This is a genomic window from Janthinobacterium sp. SUN100 (assembly GCF_030397705.1).
Lineage (GTDB): Bacteria > Pseudomonadota > Gammaproteobacteria > Burkholderiales > Burkholderiaceae_D > Janthinobacterium > Janthinobacterium kumbetense.
Map to the genome: position 1 here is coordinate 1114412 of NZ_JAPUBU010000001.1, position 18083 is coordinate 1132494.

Consider the following 18083-nt stretch of genomic DNA (forward strand, 5'->3'; position numbering starts at 1 on the left):
GTGGGCCGTCTGTTCTGGAAGTTTTTTCTGTGCATCATGCTGGCGCAAGTGACGGCCACCATCGGCATCGGCGGCACCTTCTGGCTGAAAAACCGGGCCGCGCAGCAGGAACGGGCCCTCGACATCGACACCAGCCCGCCCGCGCAAATGATCATCGAGGCCGCCAGCGCCACCGTGGAAGCAGGCGGCAGCCAGGCCTTGCGGCAATTCCTGGGCAAGCTCGAACGCATGCGCGTGTTTGCTGTCGATGCCAAAGGGCAAGAATTGATGGGCCGCACGGTGCATCCCGCCATGCTGGCCAAGGCGCGCGCCATGCTGCAACAAAGCCAGGCCCATCCCGTCGTGCGCGACGTGGCCGGCAGCGACGGCAAGCGCTACCTGCTGTTCCTGCCCTCGTCGGAACGCTTCCGCAATGCCGAGGCGGGCGCCGCGCGCGACACGCTCAACGCCGTCACCCTGAGCGGCCCGCGCGCCATGGGACCCGGTCCACGCCCCAGCGAAGCGGGCGCCCCGCCGCCACGCGGCGAATTCGGCCGCGGCATGCCGCCCGGCCCGCGCATGGACAGCCCCTACCGCACCTTCATTCCCCTGGCCGCCGCCATCGCCGCCAGCCTGCTGTTCGCTTTTTTGCTGGCCTGGTATTTTGCGCGCCCCATCCGCGACCTGCGGCAGGCGTTCGAGGCCGCCTCGCACGGCAACCTGGCGCCGCGCTTCCACGCCAGCGGCAAGCGCGGCGATGAATTGACGGACCTGGGACGCGATTTCGACCGCATGACGGGCCGTTTGCGCAGCCTCATGGACAGCCAGAGGCGCTTGCTGCATGATGTCTCGCATGAGCTGCGCTCGCCGCTGGCGCGCTTGCAGGCCGCCATCGGCCTGGCGCACCAGCAGCCGGAAAAGATGGCCGCCTCGATGCAGCGCATCGAACGCGAAAGCGAGCGCATGGATAAACTAATCGGTGAACTGCTGACCCTGTCGCGGCTGGAAGCGGGCGCCGTGCAAGCGGGCGCGGGGCACGCGCACAGCGAAGACGTCGGCATCGCCGACCTCGTGCACGACATCGTGGACGACGCCCGCTATGAAGCCAGGGCGCGCCTGATGGGCATCGACCTGGCGGTCGACGCGGCCATGGCCGACGCCAGCGTCACGGGCCAGCCCGAACTGCTGGCGCGCGCCGTGGAAAACGTGGTGCGCAATGCTGTCAAGCACAGCCCCGACGGCGGCACGGTCGATGTCGAACTGTCGCGCCAGCATGATTGCCTGCGCATCGCCGTGCTGGACCGGGGGCCTGGCGTGGCCAGCGCCGACCTGGCCCGCATTTTTGAACCGTTCTTCCGCGCCGCCAATACCCAGCACAGCACGGACGGCCATGGCCTGGGCCTGGCCATCGCCCAGCACGTCATCAACGCCCATGGCGGCCGCATCGGGGCCAGCTTGCGCAGCGGTGGCGGACTGTGCGTGGAAATGTTGTTGCCCGTCAAAACGCCAGGCTGACCTGTCGGCGAGCCTGGCGTCTTTTACGCGCGGAAAATGCTGTTACGCCTGCGTATCGATGATGCTGCCCAGGGTGGACGAGGTCGATTTGGCCGGGCTCGTCGCCGTATCGGCGCTGCTGGCCGGCTGAGCATCTTGCTGCGCCGCTTTCTGCGCGGCGGCAGCTTGCAACTGGGCAATTTGCGCCTGCAAGGCCTGGATTTGCTGCGCCAGCTGCTGTTGCAGCTTTTGCGACGCCTCCGTCTGCTCGCCCTTCTGCGACTCCGTCAACTGCTTTTGCGCCGCCGTGATCTGCTTTTGCAGCGCCGCGATCTGCGAACTGCTGCCCGAACTGGCGCTCCCCGCCGCGCTGACCGCGCTGCCTGAACCGATTGCCGCTACCATGATGCCTCCTCAGTGTTTCGATACCAAGGTTAACGGCAAGCATGGGCGCGGATGTAGTGCCGCAGGTGTAAAGGCAGGTAAAGACGGCTGGCGCCCCTCCCTTCACCCCAATCAGGTCTTGGGTAGCGTTACGCCGACCTGGCCCTGGTATTTGCCGCCGCGGTCCTTGTACGACGTTTCGCACACTTCATCGGATTCGAAGAACAGCACTTGCGCCACGCCTTCGTTGGCGTAGATTTTCGCCGGCAGCGGTGTCGTGTTGGAAAACTCCAGGGTCACATAGCCTTCCCATTCCGGTTCGAACGGGGTGACGTTGACGATGATGCCGCAGCGCGCATACGTGCTCTTGCCCAGGCAAATCGTCAGCACATTGCGGGGAATGCGGAAATACTCGACGGTACGGGCCAGCGCGAACGAATTTGGCGGGATGATGCAATAGCCCTTGCCCGACACGTCGACGAAGTTGTTCGCGTCGAAATCCTTCGGGTCGACGATGGTGGTGTTGATGTTGGTAAACAACTTGAACTCGTCGGCGCAACGGATGTCATAGCCATAGCTGGACGTGCCGTAGGAAACGATGCGGTTGCCGTCGCGTTCCTTGACCTGGCCCGGTTCGAACGGCTCGATCATGCCCGTTGTTTCCGCCATGCGGCGTATCCATTTATCGCTTTTAATCGTCATCGCAGGGGTATCTTTCTAGAATATCGGAATGGCTGGGGCCGCACGCCTGCTGCAGGCGTGGCCCGGATGGCAGGATTTTACGCGAAAAACCGCCACTTTTGGCCCTTGCCCGCTGAAAATCCTTGCCAGTCGGCTAGTGTTTAGCCAACAGCGAGGTGATCATCTCGCGCACCACTTGCGCCGTCAGTTCCGGGTTTTCCATGGGAAACAGATGCCCGCCCGGCACCTGGCGGAAAAATTTGCCGACCAGCTTGCGCGTAGCAGTCAAGCCCGCCTGGCGGCATTCCACCGATTCCGTGCCGCCGATAAAACCGATGGGCACTGGAAAACCATCCTTGACGAGGCCGCCGATGTGGTGCGGCAAGCTGCGGTAGACCTGCGTTTCCACTTCGCGCGTAAAGCGCAACTGCACCCCGTCCGGATGCGGCGCCAGGCCGCTGTCGATGTAATCGCGCAAGACTTGCGGCGCCCAGATGGCGAACATGTCCTTGGCGGCAAAATGCTCATACGCGGCTTGCGCATCGGGCCACAGCTTGCGCCGCCGGGCGGAAAAACGGGCGGGAGAGTAACGCTCGCCCAGTGCCGTGTTGCGCGCCAGCCGCACCAGCAAGGCGCGCCAGCCCGCCACCACGGGCGAATCGAGCAAGACCACGCAGCGCACCAGGTCGGGACGCTGCTTGGCCACCATGACGCTGAGCATGCCGCCCAGCGAATGGCCGACGAGGATCACGGGCGCGCTGTAGCGGCGCTCCAGGTCGTCGACATACTCGCGCACCAGCTCGGGCCAGCCCGTGCTGACGGGGTATTCGGGATCGTGCGCATGCATGTCGAGCGCCTGCACGGTGTAATGCTGTCCCAGCAAGCCAAACAGCTTGCGGTAAGTGCCGGCTGGATAACTGTTGGCATGGGCAAAGTGCAGTTGCGGGAGGGTCATCGTGGGTCGGTGCCGGTGAATGCGATAAACAATTGTAATGGCATGCCGGCAAGACGTATCAGAGGAAGGACTCTAATTGCCGGGGCGCATGGGCCATGCCGGGCACGAACGCCGCCAGCACTTCGCCCAGCTCGGCGTTGGAATCCACGACGCAAAAAGCATCGTCGAACGCGTGATGACGGTTCATGGGATTGCGCACGATAATGCATTCCAGTCCGGCCGCATTGGCGGCGCGCAAGCCGCGCGGCGAGTCTTCCACGGCCACGCAGTCGGCGGCGGCCAGGCCAAGGCGCTGCAAACCCAGCTGGTAGCCGTCGGGCGCCGGCTTGCTTTCGCCATACATTTCACGCGTGAGCACGAAATCGAAGTGGCGCAACAAGCCCGTGGCCGCATGGCTGATCCGGAAATGCTGCTCGTAGGCACTGGTGACCACACCCATCGCCACATGCGGGCGCAGCGCCGCCAGCACCTGCCCGATGCCGGGCATGGCCAGCTGGGGCGCCTGGCGCAGGCGTTGCGCAAACAGCACGGTGCGCTCGGCCCGCAGGCGCTCGACCAGCTCGATGGCGTGGCCCTGCCCCAGCAGCACATGCCAGGCGCCGTAGTTATTGTCCAGGAACCAGTCAAAGAATTGCTTCGGCGTCAGGTCTATGCCGTAGGGCAAGAGCAAGTCGCGGTTGCTTTCATAAAACAGCTGCTCGGTGTTGACCAGCACGCCATCGTTGTCCCACAGCACGCCCTGGATGGTTTTCATGGCTTGTTGTCGTTCAGAAACTTACTTGAAGAAAATGTCGTAGGACAACTTGACGATCAGCAGCACCAGCAGCACGAGGAACAGAATGCGCACGAAGGCGGCGCCGCGGCGCACGGCGATCCAGGTGCCCGTCAGGGCGCCCAGGATGTTGCACACAGCCATCGGTGCAGCCACGGCATACACCACGTGACCGGCGGGAATGAAGAAGGCCAGCGCGGCCACGTTGGTGGCGATATTCACCAGTTTCGAGCAAGCCGAGGCGAGGATGAAATCGAAGCCGAAGACGCGGATGAACAGGAAAATCAGGAAACTGCCCGTGCCCGGCCCGAACAGGCCGTCATAGAAGCCGATGGCGCCGCCGATGACGATGGCGAGGATGCGTTCGCGCGGACCGATGGGGCGCGCCTCGCGCGTCGTGCCGAAATCCTTCTTGATGAAGGTGTAGATGGCCATGATGATGATCAACACGAGCACCATGGGGCGCACCACCTGCTGCGGCACATACGACACGGCGGCCGCGCCGATGAAGGACATGACAAAGGCGCTGGCCACGGCCGGCAGCACCAGCAGCCAGGGGATGTGCACCTTGCCGACAAACGAGCGGGCGGCAAACGTGGTGCCGCAGGCGGACGCCAGCTTGTTCGTGCCCAGCAAGGAGGTCGAGGCCATGTTCGGCATCAGGTTGAACAGGGCCGGCAGCTGTATCAGCCCGCCCCCGCCCACGGCGGCATCGATCAGGCCGGCAAAGAAGGCAAATAAACACAGCAGCGAGATGGTCAGCATGATAGGCAATGAGGAATGGGCGACAGCGGCAGTATAGGCGCCATGGATTTTTCCGGATGCAACTTCATATTGCGGAAAACGCAATCAGGCGTAACGCTTGACGGAATGCGCTCCGTGCGGTCTACTGGCCTCTTTTGCCGGGAGTCACGCGATGTCGATGAAACTGATGTGGGAGATCCGCGCCTTTTGCACCGTGGTGGAAAAGCGCAGCTTCATCCACGCGGCGCGCATGCTGGGGCGCTCGCCGTCGGCCGTCACGCGCGCCATCCAGTTCCTCGAAGACGCCATCGGCGCCGAGCTGATCCTGCGCACGCAAAAGCAGTTCACCCTGACGACGGCTGGCGAAACGTATTACGCGTCGGCCAAGCACTTGCTGGAAACACAGGCCGAGGCGGAAGACCAATTGGCGGAATTGAGCAATTCGCCGCAAGGCTGGGTGCGTCTGTCGGCGCCGGAAATCCTGTCGCTGGGCTTTCTGCCGAAAGTGGTGGCGCAATTCTCGCGCGACTACCCGAACGTGTCGGTGGACATCCATTTCTCGGACAAATCCATCGACCCCATCCAGGAAAAGCTGGACTTCGCCATCCGCGGCGCCTTTCCCCAGTCCAGCGAACTGATCGGCTACCCCCTGTGGAATTACCGGCGCTACATGTACGCCTCGCCCGACTATATAGAACGCATGGGCGCGCCCGGGGAACCGGAAGAGCTGGCCGGCCACGACATCATCATGCATTCGGCCCCCCGCATCCTGCGCGACTGGCATTTCGTTTCCGGCGAGCGCAACGTGCGCTACCAGGTGCAGCCCCGTTTCCGCTTCACTTCCGGCATCGCCACCTTCCAGGCGGCCCTGGAAGGCGCTGGCATCGTGCGCCTGGCCAGCTGGCTGGCGGAACCGGCCGTGGCCAACGGCACCCTGCGCAGGGTCTGCACGGCGTACCGGCTGACGTCATCGAAGGAGCTGGACCCCAGCATTCATGCCGTGTACGGCACGTCGAGGATGGCCAAGGGGGCGCGGTTGTTCCTCGAATATGTAAAGAAAAGGGGGATGGAGATACCGGATGAGCGCGTAGCGTGATGTCTATTTTCAAAATAGGCGTGCAAAAAAAACTTTTCACTTCATATGCTATCGCACGCTTCGTCGGCTGCATGCAGATATAGCGACATTTCACCACTATTGCTTTTTAATAGCAGTCAGTTCTTCGTGAAATACGTGTACCGCATGTACAACCATTAAGTTCCCCATAAAAAATCTTGCAGAAAATCAACAATATTGATAGCATTAATATTTAAATAAATAATAAATCTTATGCCGTCAATGAAAAAATACAGTTCGGATATTATCAATGCGATGATAGCCCAGGCCACGTCACCTCAAAAAGATGACTACCTGAACAATGTTTTATATGAGATGTGCAAAAAATCCCCGAAACATACTGATATTGGTGTTATCTATGCAAAGCTATCCATTATTGGACGCACTTATGCTGCAGCACTAGAACGGACCTCGAAAAAAGAAAAGAAGAGCAATATCATATTTTCAACGGCCATTTCAAAAATAATCAAGGATGGCGAACTTGATGCTCTCATCAATGAAGCCAGGATGGTAAAACTTCCAATCTCTCTGGAATTTTCCAGCGTCGATCTGAATGCCATCTCTAAAATATTGGCCCCGCACGCCTATCTTTCACGCGTACTCAGCCAAGCAGCGGAGATAGGAAAGGTTTCGCTTTCGTCAAAATACCTGCATTTTCATCTACCCGATCTCTACCCCATATATGACAAATATTCACGAAAAAATATAAGTAAATTTACCTCGAGCACCGGGAAAAAATTTGAATACAAAAATTGCGAAGAAAGCTATGCAAAATTTTTCATTAGATGCCTCATATTGAAAAATTCACTGATGAAGAACCATAAAAAGAAATTAAGCATGCGACAGATAGATAATTTATTGTTAGGGAAAAATCCAACTTTTTGACAAGGGCAACATAAATCTCCCTATGTGTATTCAATAGCGCGCAGGGATGAGAATTATCAAAAAATATTGCAAAAATACACCTACCAACAATGCCCGCCCAAGCATTCCGACGAAAAAATAACTCCTAAAACTGTGAATTTATACAAGCCATACAGTACGTTTTAGAAGACTCCAGTCATTAATTCCACTCACATACCATGCCAGTACCGCGGCCGGCTGGCGCGGTACTGCGTCACATCAATATTGTCCCCAAACGCCAGCACCACCGCCCCCTCCACATCCGTGCGCAAGCGGGTAATGCCCATGTCGCCATAGCGCGCATACACCTGCGCCTTCGGATGTTTATAACGGTTTCTGTGCCCCACCTGGAAAATGGCCAGGGCCGGATGCACGGCGCTCAAAAACGCCGGCGTCGATGACGTGCCGCTGCCGTGGTGCGGCGCCAGCAGCACGTCGGCCGCCAAGTCGCCCTCCATCGAGCGCGCCAGCAACTGCGCTTCCTGTGCCGCTTCGATGTCGCCGGCCAGCAAGATGGCATGCTTACCTGCCGTGATTTTCACGGTGCAGCTGCGGGCGTTCGGCGTCAGGCTGATGTCCGTATGGCTGGCGGGCAGCGGGTGCAACATGGCGAAATGCACGCCTTCCCAGGTCCAGCTCTGGCCCGCCACGCAATGCAGATGCGGGAGCCGGGCCTGGCGCCGGGCCTCGATGGCCGGGTGGCCGTCGAACAGGGACGAGGCCAGCCAGCCGACTTGCACGTTTTCCAGCAAGGATACAGCGCCGCCCGCGTGATCGAGGTCGCTGTGGGAAATGATCACGCCGTCGAGCCTGGCGATGCCGCGCGCGCGCAAGTAAGGCACGATGACCCGGCTGGCGCCATCGGAATCGAGACTGTAGGCGGGGCCCGTGTCGTACAGCAGGCGGTGGCCGTGCGTTTCCACCAGCACGGCCATGCCTTGTCCCACGTCAAAGGCAGTCACCCATAGCTGGCCCGGCGGCGGGCTGGACGGCAAGGCCGTCAGCAACGGCAACCAGCCCAGCATGCCCGCCCAGCGGTGCGGCCATCCCCGTGGTGCCAGCAGCCATGCCGTGCCGAACAATGCCCAGCAAAAACTCCACATTGGCGGCGCGGGCGCCGTCCACACGGCAAAGCGGCGCGCGCCCAGCCAGTCCAGCACCTGTGCCAGCATCTGCACAATGGCGTGCGCCAGCAGCAATAGTCCATCGGACAGGGGCGCCGGCAGCAGGCTGCCAGCCAGAGACAAGGGCGTGACGACCAGGCTGATGACGGGAATGGCCAGCGCATTGGCGACGGGAGAAACCAGTGAGACTTGCGAAAACAGCAGCATCGTCAACGGTACCAGCCCCACCGTCACCACATACTGCGTGTGCGCACCGAGCGCCACGGCCGCGCGCAGGCGGCGCCAGCGTCCCGCCTGCTGCGGCAAGGGCACCGTGGTGCGGCCTGCCGTCGCATACAGCATGGCGACGACGGCGCCGAACGACAGCCAGAAACCAGGCCATAGCACGGCCCACGGGTCGAGCAGCACCACCACGCCCAGCGCCAGGCACAGTACGTGGCCGATGCTGGTAATGCGCCCCAGCCACAGGGCCAGCGCCACCACCAGCAACATATACAAGGTACGTTGCGCGGGCACGCCGAAGCCGGCCAACAGCACATACAGGAACGCTGCCAGCGCGCCGGCCAGGGCCGCCACCTTTTGCGCCGGCAGCCGCAAGGGCAGTTGCCAGTCGGTAAAAAACGAGCGCCGCCACAGCGTGCCCGCGCCCAGCGCGAACAGTCCCGCGATCATCGTGATGTGCAAACCCGAGATGGAGATCAAGTGGCTCACGCCCGTGCGGTTGAATACTTGCCAGTCCGACTGGGGGATGGCGCGCTGGTCGCCCACCACCAGCGCCACGATCACGCCCGCATACTGCCTATCTTCCAGGCTGCGCAGTATGCGTGCGCGCAAGGCCGCGCGGCTCGCTTCCACCACGTTGCCAAAGCCGGGCACGAAGGCAGCCAGGCGCACGTTCGGCGTATCGGCGCGCGGCTGCGGCCGCACATAGCCCGTGGCGCGCACGCCCTGCTCCAGCAGCCAGGCCTCGTAGTCGAAACCCATGGGATTCGCGTTGCCGTGCGGACGCTGCAGCCGCACGGTGAGGCGCCAGCGTTCGCCCGGCTGCACGTCGCCCACCTCGTTCGTCACCTCATCGCGAAAACCTGCGTACCAGGACAAGGCGATCAAGGGAGGAACCTGCGCACCAACCGCCTTCTCCACGGCAAAGTTAAAACGCACGCCCTGCTCGAAGCGGTACGGCAGGCTGGCGACGGTGCCCGTGACAACAATATCCTGCCCTTCATCGGCCAGCGCCAGTTGCGGCGCCATGGCGGCCTGTGCCAGCCAGGCCGCCCAATAAAAGCCCAGTCCTACGCCAGCGGCAAGCGCAACAAAGCAGCGCCAGCCGGAACCCCAGCGCGCATGACGGCGCAGCGCCACGCTCGCCGCCAACCCTGCGCCCGCGATCCCCCACAGCAGCACGTCCGCATGCGGCGGCAAGCTTGCCTGCGTCTGCAACCAGGCGGCGCCAGCGGCAAAGCCGAGTATCAGGGTGCGCATGGGAACTCGACGCGAAAGGGATTCAGCTACTGTGCCCCTTTCCCACTATTTGCCATCTGATCTGGCGCAATGGTGGCGTGGATAAACGCGGCCCTGCACGCCATCCGGCGCCAAGGCGCCATGACTTGCGAACCTTGCATGCCCCCACGGACAGCGGCCGGAACCTATTTGCAGGACGTTCATCACAGGCAAGCGGGCGTGACCAGCGCCGCGTTTGCCCATCTGCCAGCCAGTTCCGCCACCGGCACCTGGACCTCGTCCTACGACACGCTGACCAGCCTGATACCGGCCGCGGACACGCCATTGAGCGTGCTCGACCTGGCGTGCGCCTGGTACGCGCGCGTGCCGCCTGAACATGCAAACACCAAGGCTGGTCACCACCGCCCGCCCCCATCGACGGTATAATCGGCCTCGCTTACTTCAACACCCAGGCACGACATGACTTCCTCCGCACTTCCTCCCGATACTTCCACCGACATTTCCGACAGCAGCGAAGACAATAACGACGCCACCCTGGTCGCGGAACTGGGGGAACTGGCTGAGCATATCCGCCTCGTCAAGATGGAAGGCCGCGTCTTCGTGCGTTTTTCCGGCGTCGTCAAGGCGGGCCACCTGGTGGTGCCGTATGCGCTGGTACCAAGCCAGGGCGTGCTGGCGCGGCCGGCCAAGTGGCGCAAGATGGACCGCGAGACCAAGCTGGCCCTGGTGCGCGAACGGGCCAGCGCGGCCGTCTTCGAGGAGCTGCGCCAGCATGTGATCGATTTCGTCGCCGATATCGCGGGCTTGAGCGAGGACGTGGACACGGACCCGATGGTCTTCCTGCACACCTTGGCCGACATGCAGACGTCGGAGCCGGCCGGCATGGTGTTCGACCGCATCCGCCAGCGCTTCAATCACGCCATCGAGCGCCAGCAGGAAGAACAGCACGCGGCGCGTACGCGCCAGAGCATCAACCTGGCCGAATATCCCGCCTCGTTCGAGATGGCGCGCCGCCTGCCGCGCCGCTTCGTCGCCCTGCTCGGACCCACGAATTCCGGCAAGACGCACCGCGCCATGGAAGCGCTGGTCAAGGCCAAGAGCGGCATCTACCTGGCCCCCTTGCGCCTGCTGGCCCTGGAAAACTATGAACGCCTGCAGGAAGCCGCGCCGCACGGCAAGCCGCTGGCCGTGAGCCTGATCACGGGCGAGGAGCGCCGGGTCGTCGACGGCGCCACGCACGTGGCCAGCACGGTGGAAATGCTGGACACGAAAACCGTCGTCGAAGTGGCCGTCATCGATGAAATCCAGATGCTGGCCGACCCGGACCGGGGCGCCGCATGGACGGCGGCCGTCTGCGGCGCGCCCGCCCACACCGTCTACCTGGTGGGGGCGCCCGAAGCGCGGCGCGCCATCGAGGCGCTGGCCGAGCGCCTGGACTGCCCGCTGGAAGTGCATGTTTTGAAACGCATGGCGCCCCTGTCGATGGAGCCGACGGCCGTGCGCAAGGTGCGCAACCTGCGCCGCGGCGACGCCGTCATCGCCTTTTCGCGCCGCGAAGTGCTGATGTGGCGCGACATGATCACGGAAACGGGGTTGTCGGTGGCCACCGTCTACGGCAACCTGTCGCCGGAAGTGCGGCGCGCGCAGGCGCAGCGCTTCCGCGACGGCACGGCCGATATCGTCGTCGGCACGGACGCGCTGGCGATGGGCCTGAACATGCCGATCGCGCGCATCGTCATGACCACCTGCGTCAAATACAATGGCCGCGAGGAGGAAGAGATTTCGGCCGCGCTGGCGCGCCAGATCGCCGGACGCGCTGGCCGCTACGGCGTGCATGAAGAGGGACTGGTGGCCGGCTACGACAACGAGACGCATGAAGTGATGCGCGCCCTGCTGAAGGAAAAACTGCATCCGCTGAACACCAGCGGCTTTGCCGTGGCGCCGTCGCTGGAACACCTGCACCGCATTTCGTCGGTGACGGGCGAACTGTCGCTGTCGAAACTGCTGCGCCGCTTCATCCACAATATCGACGTGCCGGACGGCTTTTTCTTCCCCCGCATCACGGAAGACCAGAAGGAGCGCGCCATCTGGCTCGACACCCTGCCCCTGTCCGTGGCCGACAAGTTCACCCTGTCGCTGGTGCCGATTTCCAGCAAGGTGCCATCCCTGCAAACGGCGTGGGAACACTGGGCGAAGAATCTGTCGCAGGGCAAGACGTCTACCTTGCGGCAGCACGCGTACGGCGGCGGCACGCAGAATCTGCAGCAGGTGGAAGACACGTGCCGCTACTATTCCGCGTATGCGTGGCTCAGCTACCGCCTGCCCGAATTCTTCCCCGATATCGCCGTGGCGCAAAACCTGTCGCGCGATGCGTCCGAGCGCGTCGACTCCATCCTGCGCGCGCACAATGCGGCTTCGCGCGGACGCTCGAAGAAGTTCAAACAAGCGTAGAAAGCAAGCGTCAATGGAGTGGCCAGAACCAGACCTCGCCACACTCCCAGTAGCATTCGGTGCCGCACTCCTTGACTCCGATGGATGGCAGCAGGATATCGATATGCCCGCCCGCGCCGCCCAGGTAGCCGGGAATGCGGAAGAAGGCGACGAGGCCCTGGCGCTGGCCGATGCCGGCGATGGCTGCATTCCTGGCGAATTTTTCGGGCGCGCCGAACATCGACGGGCTGGCCAGCATGTGCGCCAGCTTGGCCTGCCCCGGCTCGATCAGCGCGCCCTTGAACGGCCCCTTGCGGATGGCCATGCGGCCCCTGACCTGGACGCCGGCCTTGATCAGGGCCAGGCTGACGCGGATGGCGCAGGTATTGGCAAAGCTGTCCTTGCCGATCAAGTCTTCCCAGCCGATTTCGCCGAACAAGGCCGCCTGGTCGACGGCCGTCACGCTCGAGTAATTTTCACGCAGATTGATGAATGCGGGTTTCACGCCGGCCTCCCGTTGCCCCTGGACGATAGGGAACCTCAGGCCGATTGTAGGAGGATGCGGCAGCCCCCGCACTGAGCGAGGTCAAGCGACATGCATTACGGTTTGCCCGCCTCGTAATGCAGTTTCAACACCAGCCCATTATGGTCATCGGCCATATAGATATCGCCGTCCTGCCCCTGCTTCACGTCGACGGGAGCGCCCCTGCCCTGCTTGCCCTTGCGCTCCCAGTTGCCGATCAACTCGACGGACTTGCCCAGCGGCGCGCCGGCCTTGTCGGGCAGCAGGGCCACCAGGCGGTGGCCATTGCTGCGGTAGCCGTGGTAGCCGATGATCAGGCTATTCTTGTACAGTGCCGGGTAGCGGCTGGCCGTGTAAAAGGTCATGCCCAGCGGAGCGGCGTGGCCGGGCAGCAGGCGCTGCGGCGCCGCATACTGGGCGTCGCAAGCCGTCTTCGGATACTCGGGACTGGCCACATTGTCGTCGTAGCAGTACGGCCAGCCATAGTGCTGGTCGGCCTTGATCAAATTGAGTTCTTCATGCGGCAGGTTTTCGTCGCTTTTCAGCTGCGGCATGGCGGCCTGGATGGCATCGCGCGAGTTTTCCGCCTGCCACAGCTCGCCCGTGGCCGGATGGAAGGCCAGCGCCATCGAATTGCGCAAGCCGCGCGCATGCGTGCGCCAGCTCGTCACCGTGCCGGCCGGCCACGCCATCGTGTATTCGCGGATGGCGCCCAGCGCGTCAAGGCCTTCCGCCGATGGACAAGCCTTGGCCGGATCGGGCGCCTTGCCGTCGTTCTCGCAATGGTCGGTACTCGACCCCACGTTCACATACAGGTCGCCCTTGGGGCTGAAGCGCATGTTCGTCAGCAGGTGCAAACCGAGGCCCGGCAGGCGCGGCGTCTTGGCCGTGCCGCCGATCACGTCGGTGATGGCGCGGGCCGGATCGCGCAAGTCGAAGCGGAAGATGCGCCCCACCTCGCCCACGTAGACCATGCCGTCCGGTCCCTGCACGATGCCGTTCGGGCGATCGAGCTTGTCGAGCAGCAGCTTGCGCTCGTAGCCGCCACCGGCCGCCTTGGGCTGCAACAGCCATAATTTACCCTGTTTCGGCGCCCATCCCGCCATGTCCGTGACGACGATGTCGCCATTCGTCAGCGGCAGCACGCCGCGCGGGAATTTCAGGCCGTCGGCCAGCACGGCCACGCAAAAGCCGGCCGGCGTGGTGACGTCAAGGCGCGGCATGCCGTCGCACTGGGCGCCGGTCGCCGCCTGGGCAGGCGCAAACGCGCCGGTAAGGCAGGCTGCCAGGGCACCCGCAAGCATTTTCTTGTTCATGGTCTCACTCCATCAGGGGTAATCGGGGCATCACGGCGCGCGCGTTGGCGCTGGTGGCAAGCGCCACTTGCGCGATATCAAGGCCGCGCAGTTCGGCCAGCACGGCGCCGATGCGCGGCAATTCTTCGGGGCTGTTGCGGCCAGGGTGGATCCAGCTGGGGGAAATGTCGGGCGCGTCCGTCTCCAGGACGATGGCTTCCAAAGGCAGGTCGGCCGCCATGCGGCGTATCTGCAGTGCGCGCGTAAACGTCATGGCGCCGCCAAACCCCAGCTTGAAACCGAGGTCGATATAACCTTGCGCCTGCTGGAAGCTGCCGTTGAACGCATGCGCGATGCCGCCGTTCGGGCGGATCTGGCGCGCGTGCTTGAGGACGATGTCCTGCGAGCGGCGCACGTGGGTCAGCACGGGCAAGTCGAAGTCGCGGGCAATCTTCAGCTGCTCGCGCAGGAAATGCTCCTGCTTGACGCGCATGGCCGGTTCGCACAGCATGGGGATGAAGAAATCGAGGCCGATTTCGCCGATGGCGACAAAACGCGGGTCGGCCATGGCGGCTTGCACGGCCTCGCGCAGGGCGATCAAATCGTCGTCCGTGGCGTGCGGCACGTAGATCGGGTGTATACCAAGGGAATAGCAGGCGTTGGGCGCCGTTGCCGCCAGATCGCGCACGATGCTGAAATTGGCCCGTTCGACGGCGGGAATGACGATCATGCCCACGCCCTGCTGCTGCGCGCGCGCCGCCAGCTGCAGCGATTCGCTGCCGAATTCATGCGCGTCGAGGTGGCAGTGCGTGTCGATCCACATGGCGAATTCCTAGTATTGGTACGGCTGCAGCCCTTCGTCCGTCAGGCGCAGCACGCGGTCGCAGCGTTTGGCCAGCTCGATATCGTGCGTGACGATGACGAAGGCCGTGCCCAGGGTGCGCGACAATTCCAGCATCAGGTCGAAAATCTGTTCGGCCGTGGCGTGATCGAGGTTGCCCGTCGGCTCATCGGCCAGCACGCAGGCCGGCTGCGTGACGAGGGCGCGGGCCAGGGCCACGCGCTGGCGCTCGCCGCCCGACAATTCGCCCGGCGTGTGCGTGACGCGCTTGGCCAGGTTCACGCGCGTGAGGATCTGCTGCGCCAGTTCGGTGGCGGGCGCGCGCTTCATGCGCCGTATCATCAGCGGCATGGCGACGTTGTACAGCGCGGAAAACTCGGGCAGCAGGTGGTGGAACTGGTAGACGAAGCCCAGCGAGGCGTTGCGCAAGTCGCCGCGCGCCTTTTCGCTGAGGGTGGCGAAATCCTTGCCCAGCAGGGTCACCTTGCCGCTGGTGGGCGTATCGAGCCCGCCCAGCAGGTGCAGCAGGGTCGATTTGCCGGAGCCGGAAGCGCCGACGATGGCGACGCGCTCGCCGCGGTGGACGTCGATGTCGATGCCGGCCAGGACCTGCACCTTGTAGCTGCCCTGCGTGAAAGTCTTGCCCAGGCCGCGGCAGCTGAGGACGGCGGAATCGGCGGAAGCGCCGTTGGAGGCAGGTTTGTTCAGATCGGTCATGGTCATAGTCAGTGGTTTATTCATAGCGCAGGGCTTCCGCAGGTTTCACGCGGGCGGCCCACCAGCTTGGGTACAGGGTCGCCAGGAAGGCGAGGATCACGGCCAGCACGCCGATCTTGGTGACGTCGGGCCAGCGCAGGTCGGACGGCACGGTGCTGATGAAGTAAATGTCCTTGGAGAGGAACTGCACGCCCAGCAGGTGCTCGATGAAGGGCACGATGACGTCGATGTTCATGGCCACCAGCACGCCGCCGCCCACGCCCAGGATGGTGCCCAGGATGCCCACCAGCGCGCCCTGGATCATGAAAATCTTCATGATGGAACGGGGCGATGCGCCCAGGGTGCGCAAAATCGCGATATCGGCCTGCTTGTCCGTCACCGTCATCACCAGTGTCGAGACCAGGTTGAAGGCGGCCACCGCGATGATCAGGGTCAGAATGATGAACATCATGCGCTTTTCCGTCTGCACGGCGGCAAACCAGTTGGCGTTCAGCTTGGACCAGTCGCGCAGCCACAGGTCGCCCGGCATGGATTTTTTCAGCTCCGCCGCCACTTGCGGCGCCTGGTTCATGTCGGCCAGGCGCAAACGCAGGCCGGACGGGCCGTCCAGGCGCAGCAAGCGCTGGCCGTCTTCGATATTGATGAAGGCCAAACCCGCGTCGAATTCATTGTGGCCCGCCTGGAAGATGCCGCTGACGGTAAAGCTGCGCATGCGCGGCAGCACGCCGGCCGGCGTGACCTGGCCCTGCGCCAGCATCAGCGTGACTTTTTCGCCCAGGTTGACGCGCAGCGCGCGCGCCAGCTCGATGCCCAGCACGATATTGAAGGTGCCCGGCTGCAGGGCCTTGAAGCTGCCCATGCGCGTCTGGCCGGCCACGTCGGAGACGTTCGGCTCTTCCTCGGGCAGCACGCCGCGCACGATGGCCGGGCGCAGCGCATCGTCGCGCAGCAGCATGCCTTGCGTTTCCACAAACGGCGCGGCGCCTTTCACGGCCGGATTCTTGAACGCCTGCACCGCTTCGGCGCGCCAGTCCGGCATGCTGCCGCTGTTGTCGAACACTTCCACGTGGGCCAGCACGGACAGCATGCGGTCCGTCACTTCCTTCTGGAAGCCGTTCATCACGGACAGCACGACGATCAGCGCCGCCACGCCCAGGCCGATGCCGGCCATGGAAATGAGCGAGATGAAGGAGATAAAACTGTTACGGCCACTGCGCTTGCCGGCCCGCGTGTAGCGCAGGCCAACCAGCCATTCGAAGGGCAAATTCTTGAAAATACTCATTATTCAGGCGGTCTTTATCGTTTCTTGATGTGTTATTCGTAGCGCAGCGCCTCGGCCGGCTTGACGCGCGCGGCGCGCCAGCTCGGGTAGATGGTCGCCACCAGCGCCAGGCCGAAGGCGATCAGGCCGATCTGCGCCACGTCCAGCCAGTGCACGTCCGACGGCACGGCGCTGATCTGGTAGATTTCCTTCGAGATGAAGTGCAGGCCGAAGATGCCTTCGATGAAGGGCACGATGACGCCCACGTTCAGCGCCAGCACGACGCCGCCGATCACGCCCAAGGCACTCCCCAGCAAGCCGACCAGCGCGCCCTGGATCATGAATATCTTCATGATCGAGAACGGCGAAGCGCCCAGCGTGCGCAAAATGGCGATGTCGGCCTGCTTGTCGGTGACCGACATGACCAGCGTCGAGACGAGGTTGAACGCGGCCACGGCGATGATCATGCTGAGGATGATGAACATCATGTTCTTCTGGCTTTGCACCAGCGCATACCAGCTGGCGCTGGCGCGCGACCAGTCGCGCATCCACAGCTGGCCCGGCATCGACGCTTTCAATTCGCGCGCCACCTGCGGCGCCCGGTTCATGTCGTGCAGGCGCAGGCGCAGGCCGGACGGGCCGTCGAGCTGCAGCAGCTGCTCCGCATCCTGCATGTTCACAAACGCCAGGCTGCCATCGAGTTCATTGTGGCCTGCCTCGAAGATGCCGGCGACTTTCAGCGCGCGCATGCGCGGCATGACGATGCCGTTGGCCGGATCGCCTGCCCGTGGCTCGCGTTCCAGCATCAAGGTAACGTTCTGCCCCACCTGCACGCCCAGCGCCTTGGCCAGGTCGATGCCCAGCACGATGTTGTACGAGCCGGGCGTGAGGTCCTTGAAACTGCCCTGCTTCATCTGGCTCGCCACGCTGGAGACGGTGGCTTCCTGCTGCGGCAGCACGCCGCGCACGACGGACGGGCGCATGGTTTCGTCGTTGAGCAGCATGCCCTGGGTTTCCACGAACGGCGACACGGCTTTTACTTGCGGGTTGGCGTAGGCGGCGCGCTCCTGCGCCTGCCAATTCGGCATGGAGCCGCTGGTATCGAACACCTCGACGTGGGCCAGCACCGACATCAGCCGGTCGGTGACTTCCTTCTGGAAGCCGTTCATGACGGAGAGGACGACGATCAGGGCGGCCACGCCCAGGCCGATGCCGGCCACGGAAATGAGGGAGATGAAGGAAATGAAGCTGTTGCGGCCGCTGCGCTTCCCGGCACGCGTATAGCGCACGCCAACCTGCCACTCAAAAGGAAATTGTTTGATGATGCTCATGCGCTCCCGCGACAACGTAATATGCGAGCGCGCAGTGTGCCACACAAATGACACTCATGCGTGAAACACATCAC

At 63.1% G+C, this 18083-nt stretch carries 17 protein-coding genes; 5 read left to right on the forward strand and 12 right to left on the reverse strand.

Translation table 11 applies throughout. From position 1 onward, the window contains the following. On the forward strand, window positions 1–1494 hold the full coding sequence (locus tag O0881_RS04835) for an ATP-binding protein (RefSeq protein WP_289910400.1): 1494 nt from the start codon (window positions 1–3) through the stop codon (window positions 1492–1494). A 42-nt stretch (window positions 1495–1536) separates the two neighbouring features. Here O0881_RS04835 and O0881_RS04840 read toward each other — a convergent pair whose 3' ends face one another. The 5 genes from O0881_RS04840 to O0881_RS04860 form a co-directional block, all read right to left on the reverse strand. Then, on the reverse strand, window positions 1537–1878 hold the full coding sequence (locus O0881_RS04840; RefSeq protein WP_099667599.1) for a FlxA-like family protein: 342 nt from the start codon (window positions 1876–1878) through the stop codon (window positions 1537–1539). 111 nt (window positions 1879–1989) lie between these two features. Then, window positions 1990–2559: a dCTP deaminase gene (dcd, locus tag O0881_RS04845; RefSeq protein WP_034755486.1), complete on the reverse strand. Its 570-nt coding sequence runs from the start codon at window positions 2557–2559 to the stop codon at window positions 1990–1992. 133 nt (window positions 2560–2692) lie between these two features. After that, window positions 2693–3493, reverse strand: a complete 801-nt coding sequence (locus tag O0881_RS04850) for an alpha/beta hydrolase (protein ID WP_289910401.1) — start codon at window positions 3491–3493, stop codon at window positions 2693–2695. Between the two features lie 58 nt (window positions 3494–3551). After that, complete coding sequence (locus O0881_RS04855; RefSeq protein ID WP_289910402.1) at window positions 3552–4247, reverse strand: HAD family phosphatase; 696 nt, start codon at window positions 4245–4247, stop codon at window positions 3552–3554. A gap of 21 nt (window positions 4248–4268) precedes the next feature. Next, window positions 4269–5030 (reverse strand): TSUP family transporter, encoded by a 762-nt coding sequence (locus O0881_RS04860; protein WP_034756294.1) that lies wholly within the window; start codon window positions 5028–5030, stop codon window positions 4269–4271. Between the two features lie 151 nt (window positions 5031–5181). Between O0881_RS04860 and O0881_RS04865 the strand changes: the two genes are divergently transcribed. Both O0881_RS04865 and O0881_RS04870 read left to right on the forward strand, forming a co-directional pair. Beyond that, window positions 5182–6105: a LysR family transcriptional regulator gene (locus O0881_RS04865; protein WP_289910403.1), complete on the forward strand. Its 924-nt coding sequence runs from the start codon at window positions 5182–5184 to the stop codon at window positions 6103–6105. Between the two features lie 231 nt (window positions 6106–6336). Then, a complete protein-coding gene (locus O0881_RS04870) occupies window positions 6337–7008 on the forward strand; it encodes a hypothetical protein (RefSeq protein ID WP_289910404.1) in 672 nt (223 codons plus the stop codon). A 188-nt stretch (window positions 7009–7196) separates the two neighbouring features. On the opposite strand, the gene O0881_RS04875 is transcribed toward O0881_RS04870, so the two are convergent. After that, window positions 7197–9632: a DNA internalization-related competence protein ComEC/Rec2 gene (locus O0881_RS04875; protein ID WP_289910405.1), complete on the reverse strand. Its 2436-nt coding sequence runs from the start codon at window positions 9630–9632 to the stop codon at window positions 7197–7199. 168 nt (window positions 9633–9800) lie between these two features. Between O0881_RS04875 and O0881_RS04880 the strand changes: the two genes are divergently transcribed. Together O0881_RS04880 and O0881_RS04885 are read left to right on the forward strand one after the other, a co-directional pair. After that, a complete protein-coding gene (locus tag O0881_RS04880; protein WP_289910406.1) occupies window positions 9801–10037 on the forward strand; it encodes a hypothetical protein in 237 nt (78 codons plus the stop codon). Window positions 10038–10070: 33 nt separating this feature from the next. Next, window positions 10071–12062, forward strand: coding sequence for a helicase-related protein (locus tag O0881_RS04885; protein ID WP_289910407.1), 1992 nt, complete (start codon window positions 10071–10073; stop codon window positions 12060–12062). 10 nt (window positions 12063–12072) lie between these two features. On the opposite strand, the gene O0881_RS04890 is transcribed toward O0881_RS04885, so the two are convergent. From O0881_RS04890 to O0881_RS04915, 6 genes are all read right to left on the reverse strand, one after another. Then, window positions 12073–12546 (reverse strand): T6SS effector amidase Tae4 family protein, encoded by a 474-nt coding sequence (locus tag O0881_RS04890; RefSeq protein ID WP_289910408.1) that lies wholly within the window; start codon window positions 12544–12546, stop codon window positions 12073–12075. Window positions 12547–12641: 95 nt separating this feature from the next. Next, on the reverse strand, window positions 12642–13880 hold the full coding sequence (locus O0881_RS04895; RefSeq protein ID WP_289910409.1) for a PQQ-dependent sugar dehydrogenase: 1239 nt from the start codon (window positions 13878–13880) through the stop codon (window positions 12642–12644). Between the two features lie 4 nt (window positions 13881–13884). Beyond that, window positions 13885–14682 carry a TatD family hydrolase gene (locus O0881_RS04900; RefSeq protein WP_289910410.1) on the reverse strand — a complete coding sequence of 266 codons (798 nt, stop codon included), beginning with the start codon at window positions 14680–14682 and terminating at the stop codon, window positions 13885–13887. 9 nt (window positions 14683–14691) lie between these two features. Further along, a complete protein-coding gene (gene lolD / locus O0881_RS04905) occupies window positions 14692–15417 on the reverse strand; it encodes a lipoprotein-releasing ABC transporter ATP-binding protein LolD (RefSeq protein WP_289910411.1) in 726 nt (241 codons plus the stop codon). Between the two features lie 16 nt (window positions 15418–15433). Further along, window positions 15434–16699: a lipoprotein-releasing ABC transporter permease subunit gene (locus tag O0881_RS04910; protein ID WP_289910412.1), complete on the reverse strand. Its 1266-nt coding sequence runs from the start codon at window positions 16697–16699 to the stop codon at window positions 15434–15436. 32 nt (window positions 16700–16731) lie between these two features. Continuing rightward, window positions 16732–18009 carry a lipoprotein-releasing ABC transporter permease subunit gene (locus tag O0881_RS04915; RefSeq protein WP_289910413.1) on the reverse strand — a complete coding sequence of 426 codons (1278 nt, stop codon included), beginning with the start codon at window positions 18007–18009 and terminating at the stop codon, window positions 16732–16734. Between the last annotated feature and the right edge of the window lie 74 nt (window positions 18010–18083).